Source organism: Aquimarina mycalae (genome assembly GCF_029906345.1).
In the GTDB taxonomy this organism is placed as follows: Bacteria; Bacteroidota; Bacteroidia; order Flavobacteriales; family Flavobacteriaceae; genus Aquimarina.
Genome location: NZ_JARYGY010000001.1, coordinates 386,124 through 400,294 on the forward strand (window position 1 = coordinate 386,124; position 14,171 = coordinate 400,294).

Genomic DNA, 14,171 nt, shown 5'->3' on the forward strand with positions numbered 1-14,171 from the left:
GAATAATCAATACTTATTTTCGTTATAAGAGGAATACTGACCACGACCAAAAAAATATTTAATTTATTTATTCATCTTTTAAAAATCATTTAAAATGAAAAATGTATTAGTATTTTTAATTCTATTCAGTTCTTCCACAATTATCGCTCAGAATAAAGGAATTAATTTTGGAGTTAAAGCGGGTCTTAATTATGGTGACAATGGCAAAATAGAATTTAGTGATGTGACAAATTCTGGTAGTAACCTACTCTCTGAAAACGCAGATGACAGGACTGGATATCATATCGGCATATTCTTAAGAGGGGATATTACCGAAAACCTATATCTTAAACCAGAATTACAATACACTCAAAATAACAGCTCCTATTCTTTTGATAACAGAAAATTAGATTATGATCTAAAAAAAATAGATTTACCTATTCTTGTTGGAGCATATCTTTTAGGACCACTACATGTTTTTGGAGGTCCTTCTCTTCAGTATATTGTAGCCAATGACCTAGAAGATGTACAATTAGGTGATGTGAAAAACGAGTTTACAGTTGGACTCCAGTTTGGAATTGGATTACAAATAAAGCGCCTTAATGTAGATTTACGATACGAAAGAGGAATTAGCGAAAATCAAGCCGAAGCAATTGATCAAAACACAGGTCAAACTATCCGAGTCGATTCTAGACCTAATCAGTTTATTTTAAGTGTGGCTTTAGATTTATAATTCCCTAAAAATAACGTCAAAAAAAACCTGGTGAATTCACCAGGTTTTTTGTTTTTAATTTGTATCCGTTCTAGATGCTGTATCATCAGTATCTAGATAGTTGGGTATACCATCGTTATCTGTATCATCATTTGTAGGATCTCCATCTCCAATATCATTAGTAGGATCTCCATCTCCATCTCTATCTACCAATAAATCTGTATCAGGCTCTAAGTCCTCATCTATTGTCAATGTTCCATCACCATCATCATCTGTATCCAGAAAATTAAAGCGTGTATCATTATCCGTATCATCATCTTCATCAAGCACTAACCTATCGTTATCTATATCTTCTAAATAAGAAGGTACTCCATCATTGTCGTGATCAGATTCATTAACTCCATATAATTGAATACTAAAAATCAGTGGAGAATATAGTGGGATTCCTCCTCCTGGTGCTGCAGACGAGAAGTATCCTAAACCTGAAGGAAAAAATACCGTACAATTACCAAAATCCATATTATAACTTGCGGTACCATCCGCATTTTCTACAAAACCAGAAGCTCCTTTAAAATCAACAACGGTTTCTCTCCATCCTTCAATCAAGCTTACCTGATCAAACCATAATGGTGTTACAGCACTATCAAATACTCTTCTATTAGGATCATTATTATCCACAGGATCCTTATCATCAATAACACCATCTCCATCAGAATCGATTTTACCTGGATCTGTTCCTGGAGTACCATCATCATCAGCATCACTATCATCTGCAATACCATCACCATCACTATCTGTTCTGGCTACATCATCAATTAAGTCAGCTTCACCATCTCCATCGGCATCAACATCTCCATCATCTGGTATACCATCTCCATCCTTATCTTCATTATCGTAGAATAGCTCTCCTCTATAGGTTACAAAAGTAGAATCAGCAAAAGTAGGTTGGCGTTCTGTATCCACCCCACTATTGAAATTTAATATATATAAAGTATAATCTACTTCTTCTCGAGTAATCGTTTTAGTTGCTAAAAGTCCAGAATCCCAAATAGAAGTTTCTGCACTATTCACTCCTGCAATAGTATCAAATTGTACTATTTGGTAATCAGGATTCGCATCATTATCCACCAAAGTGTAGAAATGTGTTTTTAGGTATTCCTGTATTAAAGGATCTTCATTTGCTTGTTGTTCTGCTCGATCCCTAGGTGGAACCATCTCTAGACCGTTGTCATCATCATTACCACACGAATATAATACTACCATAATAATTCCTATGGCGAAAATATATTTTTTAAGATTCATCTAAATTACTTTTTTGAAGGCGCAAGATACGATTTTCTTGTACTTTTGTTTCACAATTATTAGAGATAAAACGCATTTTTAATCATTTTTTTATGCGAGTTGATAAATATTTATGGTGTATCCGATATTTCAAGACACGTAGCATTGCTACTAAGGCTTGCAAAGAAGGTAAAGTCCGAGTAAATGGAGATATTATAAAACCATCTCGAGAAGTTTACCCTACTGATAAAATTATGGTTCGTAAGAACCAAGTCAACTACGAACTTATCGTTCTGGACACACCAAAAAGTCGGCTAGGTGCTAAGCTAGTCGACATATATCGTAAAGACGTAACTCCAAAAGAAGCGTTGCAAAAATTAGATCTTTTAAAATATTCTAAGGAATATTATCGAAAAAAAGGTATGGGTAGACCCACAAAAAAAGATCGAAGAGATATTGATGATTGGTTTGACGAACCAACTGATAATGAAAACGATAGTGAAGAATGATATTAGACACACATTTTTGGAATCATAAATATAAACAACAACAAACAGGTTGGGATATTGGCTATGCTTCTCCTCCAATAGCTTCTTATATTGATCAACTCGAAAATAGAGATTTAAAAATTTTAATTCCAGGATGTGGAAACGCTTACGAAGCTGCATATTTATATAAAAAAGGATTTAAAAATATTTATGTTCTAGATTTTGTAAAAGAAGCGCTGGATAATTTTAAAGAAAAAGTACCCGATTTTCCTAAGTCACATATACTACATCAAGATTTTTTTGATTTAGAAAACACATTCGATATCATTATAGAGCAAACATTTTTTTGTGCATTGCAACCCAATCAAAGAAAAGATTATGTGCATAAAATAAAATCACTTCTTTTGCCTCAAGGAAAACTAGTAGGTGTTCTTTTTGATACTGAGTTCAAAAAACCAGGACCACCATTTAGCGGCAACCTTAAGGAATACAGCAAACTGTTTTCTCCTACATTTGATATCAAAATATTAGAAAAATGTTATAATTCAATTTCACCTCGCATGAGTAACGAACTCTTTTTTATCTTTGAGGTCAATTAAAAAATAATAATCCGAGGTATGCAGACTACAGACAACATCATTCTTACTCATGAACAAATTCAGCATAAGATTAAGCGTATCGCATATCAAATCTATGAAACCAATGTAAATGAGAAAGAGATTATTATTGCTGGTATTGCAGAAAACGGATACATTTTTGCTGAACGCCTAAAAGCGATCTTGGAAGACATTTCTAACATCCATATTACTTTGTGCGAAGTAACTATGGATAAATCTTCACCTCAGAACACTGTAAAAACCTCCATATCAGATTCAGTCTATAAAAACAAATCATTAGTTTTAGCCGATGATGTGCTCAATTCTGGGACTGCTTTAGTTTATGGAGTAAAACATTTTCTTGATGTTCCTTTAACACGTTTTAAAACAGCGGTTTTGGTTAATCGAAATCACAAAAAATACCCAATTAAAGCGGATTTTAAAGGTATTTCATTATCCACTTCATTACATGAACATGTACAGGTGACATTTGGAGAGCGTGATTTAGCAACTTTAGAATAAGCTAGCTTGTATTTCTTCTGCTATTTCGGTAACCGTTTTACTATCTGTAGAAATAACATATTCAGCCTGGTTATAGTAATATGAACGTTCGAATAGATGTTTTCTAATAAAATCTTTTAGATCCTCCTGAGAATTTATGTGAGCAATTAATGGTCGTTTATCTTTTTCTAGATACAATCTACTCACCAACTCTTGCAAAGATGTTTTTAAATATACACTTTTAGCCTTATCATTATTTTTTATCAATTCGATATTACCTGCAAAACATGGAGTTCCTCCTCCAAGAGAAATTATGGTATTTGAACGAATTTCTAAGAGCTGTTTAAGGTATTCGGTCTCTTTTTTTCTGAAATATATTTCTCCTTTATCTGCAAAAATCTGTTTAATCGATTTTTTTTCTTGATCTTCTATATAATCATCCAGATCCAGACATTTCATCTTTAATCTAGAAGCTAAATCCCTGCCAATAGAGGACTTACCACATCCCATATACCCCAATAAAATGATATTCATAAAACTAAAATTTAGACTATTTATGCCTGAAAAAAAGGACATTTAAAATAAAACGTAAATTTATATTAAATTCTTCTTGAAAAATAAATTATTGATAGTATATTTGCACCCGCATTCAAGGAAAAAAGAATGTCTGACCGGGTAGCTCAGTTGGTAGAGCATCTCCCTTTTAAGGAGAGGGTCCTGGGTTCGAGCCCCAGCCCGGTCACAAAGCTTGGTAATGCTTTTAACAATTACCTTTAGTTCTTAAAAATATTTGATAAAGATTTTATCAATGACCTGGTAGCTCAGTTGGTAGAGCATCTCCCTTTTAAGGAGAGGGTCCTGGGTTCGAGCCCCAGCCCGGTCACTAAAAAGTATCGCAATTCCCCTGCGGTACTTTTTTAGTTTTATAGTATATTATAGCACCTAATTTGCCCAGGTGCTGGAACTGGTAGACAGGCATGGTTGAGGGCCATGTGTCCATTAGGGCGTGTGGGTTCGACTCCCATCCTGGGCACTTTTCTTTTACTTAATGGAATTTAAAAAAATCTTATATACTTAATTTCCATAACTACTTGCATACGTAATATTAATCAACAAAATACTCATTGAGTATACTCCACCAAATTAACACCCGATTACATACAGGATAAGATTCGTTAAACGTTTTAATTACTAAAAACATAGTTATATTACTATTTTTATAGTTTTATTACTAAAAATATAGTTATATTTGCCATATGAAGGATTTAACAAAGGCTGAAGAGCAGATTATGAAATATCTCTGGAAACTTGAAAAAGCATTCCTAAAAGATATTGTGACTCAATTTCCAGAGCCTCGCCCAGCGTATACAACGATTTCTACTGTAATTAGAACTTTGGTTACCAAAAAGTTTATAAGTTTTACTACTTACGGCAGAATAAAAGAATACTACCCTTTAATATCTAAAGAAACCTATTTTAAGCATCACTTTAAAGGTGTAGTTAAAAATTTCTTTAGTGGTTCGACAAGTAAGTTTGCTATGTTTTTTGCTAATGACGCAGATCTGGATGTCTCTGAATTAGAAGATATGAAGCAATTTATTGAGGAAAAAATAAATAAATTAAAAAAAGAAGATGAATAATTTTTTAATATACCTATTACAAACAAGCATTTGTTTGATAATTTTATATATCACCTATTACATATTCTTTCGAAAGCTAACGTTCCACAAAATTAATAGATTCGTATTATTATTTTTATTACCACTATCCCTATTATTTCCTCTTTTAAACCAAATAGTGATACCTATAGAGCATCATATTATTGAGATTCCAGATTTTGACGAATTCATCTCTTTCAATGCGGTGACTGATGTAACTAAGAAAACTACAACTCACAGTACCCAGAAAGACTGGAATGTGACTCAGCTACTATATCTATTATATTTTTCAGGTTTTACTTTATGTATCCTAAGGTTATTATTTTCTATCTCACATTTATACATTTTGAAAAAGAAATCTGAAAGTTTTATTAAAAATGGATATCGATTTATTGTCGCAGATGTACCGACTATATTTTCTTGTCTTAATTGGATATTTATTCCAAAAGATAACCCGTATAAATACGATCAACCTATAATTGCCCATGAACAAGCTCATATCAGATTATATCATACCGCAGATATAATATTTACAGAAATATATGTAGCATTATTTTGGTTTAACCCTTGTGTATATCTTTTCAGAAAATCGATTCGATCTATTCATGAATTTCAGGCAGATAAATCAGTAGTAGATAGCCAAATCAAAAAATCATATTATTTAGAGCTCCTAGCTAAAAATCTAGGAGTAAAACAATCAGTAAAACTATACAGTTATTTCAATCATTCATTAATCAAAAAACGAATAGACATGATCACAAGAACCAATTCTAATCAAAACAATATTATCAAATATATTGTACTCATTCCTGTATTAGTAATGCTTTTTATGGCATTTATTAAACCAGAACTCAGTTCAAATCACATCATAGAACAAGTACCTGAAAAAGAAATGATAACAGAAAACCCTCCTTCTATTTTTCCTATTAAAAATGGATCTATAGATGACATAACTGCTCGTTACGGTCCTGGATTTAATCACCCAATAAAGAAAAAGAAAGTTTTTCATCACGGCATTGATATCAGAGCAAAAATAGGCACTCCCATTATAGCTACGGCAGACGGAATTATTCTTAACGCTAAAAATAAAGGTGATTGGGGAAATTTAATTATTATTTCTCACACTGATGGATATGAAACCTGGTATGCACACTTACAAGGATTTAACATCACAGAAAAGCAACAAGTTAAAAAAGGGCAAATCATTGGATATGCCGGAAACACTGGACTTTCTACAGGACCTCATCTACACTATGAAGTAAAGCTTCATGGAAAGCGAGTAAACCCTATGCATTATATTAAAGAGTAATGATGTAAAAACAGGCAAGAGTACAAATTACTCTTGCCTGTTCTAACAAACAAAAACTAAATTAGTGAAACAAAATTCAATGTATTTAAAGGCTAAAGTTAATCCTTGCAAATAAAAACCTCCCAGAATATCCGAACTGCGAAGTTCTTCTGGAGTATACAAACTGATCACCAGCTGTTCCTCCTGCTCTATTCTCATCGGGGTATACGTCTAACAAATTATTAGCCCCAATCGTAATATTTAGGTTTTCCAACAGTTTTGCAGAAAACGAAAGATCCGTTACTACCTTTCCACCATATACAGCATCGTCACTAACAGGAGTACCATCTACTCTAGCATCTCCATTAAAATCATCTGGATCCGTTACTTCTCCAAAGAATACATTTCTTAACAAGATATCATAGCGTCCAAAAGATAACGCATTGGTAAGGCTTAATTTGGTTCTTGGCTGTGCTAAGGTTAGAAAAGCTTCTTCTTGTCCGTCAAAGAAATTAATACTCTGTCCTGCATTGGCTATCCTTTCTGGCACTCTGATTTCTTCAACTTCGGTTTTCGCAAATGTTGCCGATAAATCATTTTTTAATACCATCTCTTCTCCAAAATTTGCTTTATGAGATATCACTATATCTATTCCTTGTGATTTTGTGTCTATAGCATTTACAAAGAATCGAGCACTGGTCGCTCCAGCATCTGCAAATATCTGAGTTAACTCAGGATCTCCTCCGTTTCCGAAGCTTCCACTATATACAATCCTATCATCAATATTGATTAGATATGCATCTGCTGTAACTGTAAAACTTTTAATTTTTGTAGTTAACCCTAAACTAAAACTACTAGAAGTTTCTTCTTTTAGCTGAGCTATACCAATTAAAGCTGCCGCTCTACTATCATTTGTAAAAGTTCCTTGCTCAAACGGTTGATTATCCACAAAAACAGTACTGGTACGACTAAAGAATTGCTGATGCAATGAAGGTGCTCTAAATCCTGTACTGTTCGCTCCTCGTACCGAGAAATTTTCAGTTATCTTATAACGAGTAGCTAGCTTATAATTAAATGTATCTCCAAAATCCGAAAAGTTCTCATATCTTCCGGCAAGACTTACCAACCATTTTTCAGTAAAATCAGCTTCAAGATCAATATATCCAGCGATACTGTTTCTATATTTATCCGTTTCATTATTAGGATCATATCCTCTAAAAACTTGAGAACCTCCACCAAGAACTGCTCCAGTGAAATTATTACGAACTAAATCAGTGTCTGGAGTTGTACTTGTAACAATATTACCATTAATATCATAACTGGTGTAGGATGCTTCTTCTCCAGCTGTAATTGTATAGTTCTCTACTTTGTACTCAGCCCCCATCGCTACATTCAATCCGCTAAAAATATCTTCATAAAACCTACCAATATCAAGGTTGGTAGTATTTTGCATAAAGCTTAAAGCTCCAGCATCAAAACTTCTGGGTGTTGCCACTCCTAATGTTCCATTACTAGAATTGCCAACAGTAATATCAAAGTTGTTGATTCCATAAGTATTCGAAAAATCTACGTTCCAATCTTTTACTTTTCCTTTAATTCCTACTGCAATAGATTTATCTACGATATCGGTTCCTATATTAGGTAAGAAACCATTTGGAAATGCAGGAGTATTAGCTCTACCATCACTTTGTGCTGGTCTCCTGTAAAATCCTGAAGCTAGTCCTTCTCTATAACTAATTCCTCCAAAACTATAGAACTCTGCATCTTCTCCTAATGGAATAGCCATATTGGCAAAAAACTTTCCTTCTCGTAATTTTGCTGTACCTACTTTAAATCTGAAATCTGTTCGTGTCAATCCTCTTGCAGCCAATTCATCTTCATCTGCATCAAAATCTAATAAGGTTCTAAAGGTGTCAATATCCGTTGGGTCGGTAACATCTAATGCCGCTATCTGATCTCGGGTCGCTTGATCTAAATAGGTAATATTTTGCGAAGCTGATTGATAATCGGCTAATGTCATTTCAGCTACATTTCCTCCTCCAGCAGCAAATACTCTTTCTGCTCCATGAAACCCTCTAAAAATATCTCCTTGATAATCACGATTACGTAAAGCAGGTTCTCTAGTAGATAAAGATCCTGTAAAGTTTATATACCCGCCTTTTTCTCCTAACGGCAATCCATAATTAACATCAAGTTTTACCTTTTCTCCATCACTACCTCCATCAAATTGATCTGAATTCTCACTAAAATTAGCTCCAGTAGTAAGGATTACATCCAGTTTATTTGTTCCCTTTTTTAGTACAATATTAATTACTCCTGCAATTGCATCAGAACCATATTGAGCTGCCGCTCCGTCTCTTAATACTTCAATACGTTGTATAGCTGCTGTAGGAATAGCGTTTAAATCCGTTCCTACACTACCTGCACCTACAGTTCCATTTACATTTACTAAAGCTGTATTATGTCTTCTTTTTCCATTAACCAATACTAATACCTGATCAGGCCCTAATCCACGTAATGAAGCGGGATCAATATGATCTGTTCCATCAGAAACCGTTTGTGTTTGTGAAGTAAAAGAAGGCGCTACATAATTAAGGATTTCATTTACCGATGTTTGCGGTCCTTGAGTAGCTACTTGTGTAATATCTATTACATCGATTGGTACCGCAGTTTGCGTAGCAGTTCTACTAGGGTTTCTAGATCCTACAATGACCACATCATCCAATTGAGCTGATGCATCTTTTAAGGTAACTTCAATAAAATCTTTTCCTGTCACATCTATTTCTTGTGTTTCAAAACCAACGTATGAAATTACCAGAATAGAAGCATCATCAGGTAAATTGATTGTAAAGTTTCCTTCAAAATCAGTTTGCGCCCCTATCGTGGTATCTTTTACTAACACATTGGCTCCAGGAAGTGGACTACCATTAGAATCTTTGACATTACCTTTTACTTCGCGAAGTATCTTTTTTTCTTCTGGTATAATAGGTTTTTTCTTTAACACTACCTGTTTTCCAATAATAGAATACGAAATATCGGTATTATCAAAGAGTATTGATAATACTTTATCAATAGTTTCCTTTTTAACTTTAATAGTGGTTTTCTGATTCAAATTAACCTGATCACTGATATAAAAGAACTTATAAGAAGTCTGATTTTTAATTTCTTTTATTGCTTCAGCAATGGTTGTTTGTTCTAAATCCAGTTCTATTTTGCCTTGTGAAAAGCCTGAAGTTGCCATCATCTGTAGGATTGAAAAACAAAATAAAACTAGTGTAAGCCTCATTCTTAAAACGATTGATTTGTGCGCTAAGTGTGAAAATAGCGTACGGTTACCCTTTTTTTTCATAATTTTGAAAAGTTTGGTTGTTAGTACTCAGTTAAATAATAATCAAACCGTAAGGGAAGTGTTGCAGCACTTCCTTTTTTCTTTTTACGGATTGATTGTAATTTTCTTAAGTCATCCAGAACTTATCGTATTATAAATATCATATTTGATAAGTTCTGAATAACCATTGTCTCTTAATTATGGGGCGATGACAATTCTTTTATTTTCTATCTTATATGTAAAATTTATAGTTTCGGAAAACACATTTAGAATTTGTCTTACATTTTCTATATCAAATTCTCCAGTAAATTGTGTATCATTTAATTTTTGGTTATTACTTACAATTTCTACGTCATAAGTTCTTTCTAATCGTTTGATTATCGAAGCGAAAGATTCATCTTGTATGATCATTTTTCTATACATCCAAGATGTAAATAATTCGGTGTTTACTTTCTGTTTATTTATAATCTTTTGATCTTTACTATATATCGCTTGATAACTTGGTATTAACTTTAATAAGTTAGATTGATTTTCTGAATCATTAACTGCTACCGAACCTTCTACTAAAGTTGTTCTTACAGTAGTATCATCCGCGTAAGAAGATACATTAAACTGTGTACCTAATACTTCTACCTGTATCTCTTTTGTTTGTACAATAAAAGGCTGTTCCTTATTCGTCGTTACATCAAAAAAAGCTTCTCCATCGAGATACACTGTTCTATTTTTTTCCGACGCATTGAACTGCTGCGGAAACTTAAGTGTACTTGCAGCATTTAACCATACCTTAGTTCCATCATGTAGACTCAATTGAAAAATTTTCCCTTTCGGTATTGAAATTTCTAAGTATCCTACTTTGTTATCCTTGTTATCTGCTGTTACAATAAGCTGATCTTGTTCTTTTGTACCGATTACAGTACCATCTGCGGTTACAATATCAGATTGGTCATCAACATCCATATAGATTACCGTACCATCTTCTTGTACAATTTTAATTTTATCTTCTGGTAATGATTCAGTTGATACGATAGTATTTTCATTTTCGGTGTATACAGGATTGGTTTTAGTTATAAAATATCCCACAACCAAAATTCCAGCTAATACTGCAGCATATTGTGCAACTTTTCTCCACGGTCGTAATGAGATAACTTTAGCCTTTTCACTATCTTTTTCTTGTATCTTAGTTACAAAACGATCATATGCTTTTTTTGGATCCACTGAAATCTCTTCTTTTGTAGCACTCCACGCAGTAACTTTCTCTTTAAAAATGTCTTTATGTTCTTCGTCTTCTTCTAGCCATGATTTTAGTATTTCTCTATCTTCTGGAGAAATCGTATTCTTTAAGTATTCTTCTATTAATTGTAAATGTTTTTTCATCAATATATTCTTCTCTTTAATCTTCCCTACCTACATGATGCAGAAAAAACAAAAATCCCTTAGTTATTTAGAAAAAAAATATTTTAATGATCATTTCTCTATTCTAGTTTTTAAAAAAAGGAGCTTATTTTAAAGCTATTTACATAAGTTTAGACAAATTAAATCCTGCATTAAATTTTATTTTTTTTACATTAGCGATAGAATAGTTGTATGATAAACAAAGTTTTACATATTGATGATGCATTTATAAAACGACTCTCTACAGGTGATCATACTGCTTACAAAATTGTGTTTACAAATCACTTTAATGAGCTAACTAACTATGTATACAAACTCACTAATGATCGTATATTAGCTGAAGATTTGACTCAAAACGTTTTTATGCGATTATGGGAAAAGAAAACCACGATTACGATTACTACCTCACTTAGAAGCTATCTTTTTAAAAGCTGCTATAATGAATTTTTAATGCATCTAAGACAACAGAAAAAAGAAGTTGATGCATTAGACACTTTAAAATGGGAGACCTTATTGGAAATTCATTCTGTACAGGAAAAAGAACAAGAAGAAGCAGATTGGCAAAAAATAGAAAATGCCATCGAAAAATTACCTGCTAAATGTAGAGAGGTTTTTAAATTAAGTCGTCTGGAACGTAAAAAGCATAAGGAGATCGCTCAAATATTAGGGATCTCTCCCAAAACTGTCGAAGTTCATATTCGTAAGGCTATGCTTTTTTTAAAAACTAATGTTTCTAGTTTCTTATTGTTCTAAAAAAACAAAAAAACCTCTATCAGATTGGGGGAGCTGAAAGAGGCAAAACATCATGTTTTATTGAAATAATATCTTTTTCATCACGATCATTACAAAAGATATTTAAATAGCAAAAACCCATTCTTCAATCTGTTCTTTACTTTCTAAGTAGGCAATTTCTACGATATGATTGGTCTCATTTAACAAAAATGTCACTGGTGTTCCTTGGATTTGATACTCTGCAAATGTTTGTTCGGTTCCTGATAAAAGTTTGAAATTATATCCTTTCTTCTCCATCATTTGTTTGTTATCATCTATAGAAGTTCCGTATTTAACTACCACTACTTCAAAGTTTTCATATTGCTTTGAAAAGGCATCTAATTCTGGATAAAAGTTTTCACAATAATCACATCCTTCACTGGTAAATACCAACAATTTTTTCTTTTCAGAAGAAAGATTTTTCAATTGTAATTCTTTCCCATTATGATCTTGCAGTGCAAGTTCTGGTGCTGGTGGTAGTAATTTATTTTCCTTAGTATTCTGCGATACACTAGTTATTTCAGAATTTTCTGTTAGTTCGTTAATTTTCACTTGCGCAATGTTTAATGATTCCTTTAGATTCAATAACTGAATTACACAAACTATAATGATAACAAACATACTTATGATGATACTTAAAGATATTTTTTTATTAGTTCTCATCTGTTCTTTTTTTATATTGTTTAGTATTTAAATGGGAATTAAAAGAGCTATTTATCAGTTTCTTATCACTAATAACATGATAAATAGCTCTCTATGTCTGTTTATAGATTTCTACAATTAACTCTTTCGATAGAGTATCTCCAATATTGGTTCTTCACCTCATAAGAATACGTTCCTCCATTTCTTTCTTTATCAGGAAAAGCATACTTTGCTCCATCTGCTTCGTCTCTCACACGCTGTTCTCCTCCAGCTGTAAATCTTACGTAAGCAGGTCCTTTCACTCTAACTTTTACATTGTATTTTTTGACAGTTTCTCGTTTTTCGCCTATGATTCGAAAATCACATTTTTTCCCTTTAGGAACAAAATCTCCATCAGAGAAATTAATAATATTGGTACGAGTAACAGTTCTTCCTACCAATCCCGCTACAGAGGCTTCAAAATTAACTTCTCCTGTAACTTCGGTACCTGTACCTAAAAATCCTGCAGATGCTTTAACACCTACTTTAAGTCCAGCTTTTAAGGTTACAGTTATACTACCAGTAACAGACTCTTGATAGTCAAATGCTCTTTGCCCTCCTAAGGATACATCTCTATTTGGTAATCCTTTTTTCTCTCTTTCGGTTAATATAAATGGTCCACTAACTCTTCTGGTAAACTGATCTCCCACACTTTCTCTAGTTAAATGCCATTTTGCCGAACGGTCTCCTGTGCAAGTTGCACTATTTCCAAAAGGTCTACAGCCAACCAATAAACCATATATATTAACATTAGGGTAATTTAACCATGCTTGGTTTCTTTTATAGCGATCCATTACCGTTCGTGCATCACTATGCCTCATCCCTAACTTATCCATATCAGCTCCTGAAATATTATATGAATACGTATTAGATGATTTTGCTAGTGAATTATTTTTTTCTGCAGTTAGTTTTAAATATTCTTCTTCAGATATTTGTTTCCCATCTTCAGTAATCACAAAACTTTTACCATCCATATCAGAAGATTCGACATCTGCTTCAATCTCTTCTATGCCAATTTCTTCTGCTTGAGGTCCTTCTATTGGTTCTTGTACTTCATCTTTTTCACAAGACACTAATACCAGGGATAATGCTACGATTAACACATAATACTTTCTTAAATTTTTCATAGTTTTTTAAAATTAGAAATTTGTAACTCCTACTCTATGCAAAGGATTTTCGGATACCTCCTCATGAAAAATAGTATTAGGATTCCTTAGCGCGGCGCACACTTGTTTTTTTATCAATATGATACACTTACACTTACAGCTAGTTGAGTTTTTATTAAATTTTGCTTGTGTAAAGTGATATAAAGTCAAATTATCATATTAGTGAATAATCTCAAGTACTAGTTAACGAATCTAATCTGTTATTCATTTTCTGTATCTATGATGCAGACATAATGAATATTACGTACTCTAGTATTATTTTTTTGTGAAAAAAGTTTTCAGAAGACTAGCTAGGATTCTCATTAACTCAAGTATATCAAGGGGTCTAGA

The 14,171-nt window shown here is 32.9% G+C and carries 13 protein-coding genes and 3 tRNA genes; 10 read left to right on the forward strand and 6 right to left on the reverse strand.

The features are described from left to right. Positions 1 to 94: 94 nt before the first annotated feature. Complete coding sequence (locus QBK95_RS01545) at positions 95 to 712, forward strand: porin family protein (RefSeq protein ID WP_280929820.1); 618 nt, start codon at positions 95 to 97, stop codon at positions 710 to 712. A gap of 54 nt (positions 713 to 766) precedes the next feature. Here QBK95_RS01545 and QBK95_RS01550 read toward each other — a convergent pair whose 3' ends face one another. Next, the gene (locus tag QBK95_RS01550; protein WP_280929822.1) at positions 767 to 1,993 is read right to left on the reverse strand and encodes an FKBP-type peptidyl-prolyl cis-trans isomerase; all 1,227 of its coding nucleotides are present in this window, start codon (positions 1,991 to 1,993) and stop codon (positions 767 to 769) included. A gap of 92 nt (positions 1,994 to 2,085) precedes the next feature. Here QBK95_RS01550 and QBK95_RS01555 point away from each other — a divergent pair, with 92 nt between their 5' ends. The 3 genes from QBK95_RS01555 to QBK95_RS01565 are packed head-to-tail and all read left to right on the forward strand — an operon-like array spanning position 2,086 to position 3,578. Continuing rightward, positions 2,086 to 2,481: an RNA-binding S4 domain-containing protein gene (locus tag QBK95_RS01555; protein ID WP_280929824.1), complete on the forward strand. Its 396-nt coding sequence runs from the start codon at positions 2,086 to 2,088 to the stop codon at positions 2,479 to 2,481. Continuing rightward, positions 2,478 to 3,059, forward strand: a complete 582-nt coding sequence (locus QBK95_RS01560; RefSeq protein ID WP_280929825.1) for a methyltransferase domain-containing protein — start codon at positions 2,478 to 2,480, stop codon at positions 3,057 to 3,059. The genes QBK95_RS01555 and QBK95_RS01560 overlap by 4 nt, the downstream gene beginning before the upstream one ends. An 18-nt stretch (positions 3,060 to 3,077) precedes the next feature. Then, positions 3,078 to 3,578 (forward strand): phosphoribosyltransferase family protein, encoded by a 501-nt coding sequence (locus QBK95_RS01565; protein WP_280929827.1) that lies wholly within the window; start codon positions 3,078 to 3,080, stop codon positions 3,576 to 3,578. Here the strand turns inward: QBK95_RS01565 and QBK95_RS01570 are convergent. Continuing rightward, a complete protein-coding gene (locus QBK95_RS01570) occupies positions 3,570 to 4,091 on the reverse strand; it encodes a shikimate kinase (RefSeq protein WP_280929829.1) in 522 nt (173 codons plus the stop codon). The two genes, QBK95_RS01565 and QBK95_RS01570, sit on opposite strands and share 9 nt — an antisense overlap. 135 nt (positions 4,092 to 4,226) lie before the next feature. Here QBK95_RS01570 and QBK95_RS01575 point away from each other — a divergent pair. From QBK95_RS01575 to QBK95_RS01595, 5 genes are all read left to right on the forward strand, one after another. Then, positions 4,227 to 4,299: transfer RNA gene (locus tag QBK95_RS01575), tRNA-Lys, on the forward strand. Between the two features lie 68 nt (positions 4,300 to 4,367). After that, positions 4,368 to 4,440 (forward strand) — tRNA-Lys (locus QBK95_RS01580). 66 nt (positions 4,441 to 4,506) lie between these two features. Next, positions 4,507 to 4,590 (forward strand) — tRNA-Leu (locus QBK95_RS01585). 223 nt (positions 4,591 to 4,813) lie between these two features. Then, complete coding sequence (locus QBK95_RS01590) at positions 4,814 to 5,197, forward strand: BlaI/MecI/CopY family transcriptional regulator (protein WP_280929831.1); 384 nt, start codon at positions 4,814 to 4,816, stop codon at positions 5,195 to 5,197. Then, on the forward strand, positions 5,190 to 6,524 hold the full coding sequence (locus tag QBK95_RS01595; protein ID WP_280929833.1) for a M23/M56 family metallopeptidase: 1,335 nt from the start codon (positions 5,190 to 5,192) through the stop codon (positions 6,522 to 6,524). Before QBK95_RS01590 ends, QBK95_RS01595 begins: the two co-directional genes overlap by 8 nt. 85 nt (positions 6,525 to 6,609) lie before the next feature. Here the strand turns inward: QBK95_RS01595 and QBK95_RS01600 are convergent, their stop codons facing one another. Together QBK95_RS01600 and QBK95_RS01605 are read right to left on the reverse strand one after the other, a co-directional pair. Next, positions 6,610 to 9,789 carry a TonB-dependent receptor gene (locus QBK95_RS01600; RefSeq protein WP_280929835.1) on the reverse strand — a complete coding sequence of 1,060 codons (3,180 nt, stop codon included), beginning with the start codon at positions 9,787 to 9,789 and terminating at the stop codon, positions 6,610 to 6,612. A 240-nt stretch (positions 9,790 to 10,029) separates the two neighbouring features. Beyond that, a complete protein-coding gene (locus QBK95_RS01605) occupies positions 10,030 to 11,205 on the reverse strand; it encodes a FecR domain-containing protein (RefSeq protein WP_280929837.1) in 1,176 nt (391 codons plus the stop codon). A gap of 210 nt (positions 11,206 to 11,415) precedes the next feature. On the opposite strand from QBK95_RS01605, the gene QBK95_RS01610 reads away from it, so the two are divergent. Beyond that, positions 11,416 to 11,976 carry an RNA polymerase sigma factor gene (locus QBK95_RS01610; protein ID WP_280929839.1) on the forward strand — a complete coding sequence of 187 codons (561 nt, stop codon included), beginning with the start codon at positions 11,416 to 11,418 and terminating at the stop codon, positions 11,974 to 11,976. Positions 11,977 to 12,078: 102 nt separating this feature from the next. On the opposite strand, the gene QBK95_RS01615 is transcribed toward QBK95_RS01610, so the two are convergent. Continuing rightward, positions 12,079 to 12,657, reverse strand: coding sequence for a TlpA family protein disulfide reductase (locus QBK95_RS01615; RefSeq protein ID WP_280929841.1), 579 nt, complete (start codon positions 12,655 to 12,657; stop codon positions 12,079 to 12,081). A 101-nt stretch (positions 12,658 to 12,758) separates the two neighbouring features. Beyond that, on the reverse strand, positions 12,759 to 13,802 hold the full coding sequence (locus QBK95_RS01620) for a hypothetical protein (RefSeq protein ID WP_280929843.1): 1,044 nt from the start codon (positions 13,800 to 13,802) through the stop codon (positions 12,759 to 12,761). Between the last annotated feature and the right edge of the window lie 369 nt (positions 13,803 to 14,171).

Excerpts from the sequence above, each read along its gene's own strand:
- QBK95_RS01545 (WP_280929820.1), top strand. The coding sequence starts at position 95 with ATGAAAAATGTATTAGTATTTTTAATTCTATTCAGTTCTTCCACAATT.
- QBK95_RS01550 (WP_280929822.1), bottom strand. The coding sequence starts at position 1,993 with ATGAATCTTAAAAAATATATTTTCGCCATAGGAATTATTATGGTAGTA.
- QBK95_RS01555 (WP_280929824.1), top strand. The coding sequence starts at position 2,086 with ATGCGAGTTGATAAATATTTATGGTGTATCCGATATTTCAAGACACGT.
- QBK95_RS01560 (WP_280929825.1), top strand. The coding sequence starts at position 2,478 with ATGATATTAGACACACATTTTTGGAATCATAAATATAAACAACAACAA.
- QBK95_RS01565 (WP_280929827.1), top strand. The coding sequence starts at position 3,078 with ATGCAGACTACAGACAACATCATTCTTACTCATGAACAAATTCAGCAT.
- QBK95_RS01570 (WP_280929829.1), bottom strand. The coding sequence starts at position 4,091 with ATGAATATCATTTTATTGGGGTATATGGGATGTGGTAAGTCCTCTATT.
- QBK95_RS01590 (WP_280929831.1), top strand. The coding sequence starts at position 4,814 with ATGAAGGATTTAACAAAGGCTGAAGAGCAGATTATGAAATATCTCTGG.
- QBK95_RS01595 (WP_280929833.1), top strand. The coding sequence starts at position 5,190 with ATGAATAATTTTTTAATATACCTATTACAAACAAGCATTTGTTTGATA.
- QBK95_RS01600 (WP_280929835.1), bottom strand. The coding sequence starts at position 9,789 with ATGAGGCTTACACTAGTTTTATTTTGTTTTTCAATCCTACAGATGATG.
- QBK95_RS01605 (WP_280929837.1), bottom strand. The coding sequence starts at position 11,205 with ATGAAAAAACATTTACAATTAATAGAAGAATACTTAAAGAATACGATT.
- QBK95_RS01610 (WP_280929839.1), top strand. The coding sequence starts at position 11,416 with ATGATAAACAAAGTTTTACATATTGATGATGCATTTATAAAACGACTC.
- QBK95_RS01615 (WP_280929841.1), bottom strand. The coding sequence starts at position 12,657 with ATGAGAACTAATAAAAAAATATCTTTAAGTATCATCATAAGTATGTTT.
- QBK95_RS01620 (WP_280929843.1), bottom strand. The coding sequence starts at position 13,802 with ATGAAAAATTTAAGAAAGTATTATGTGTTAATCGTAGCATTATCCCTG.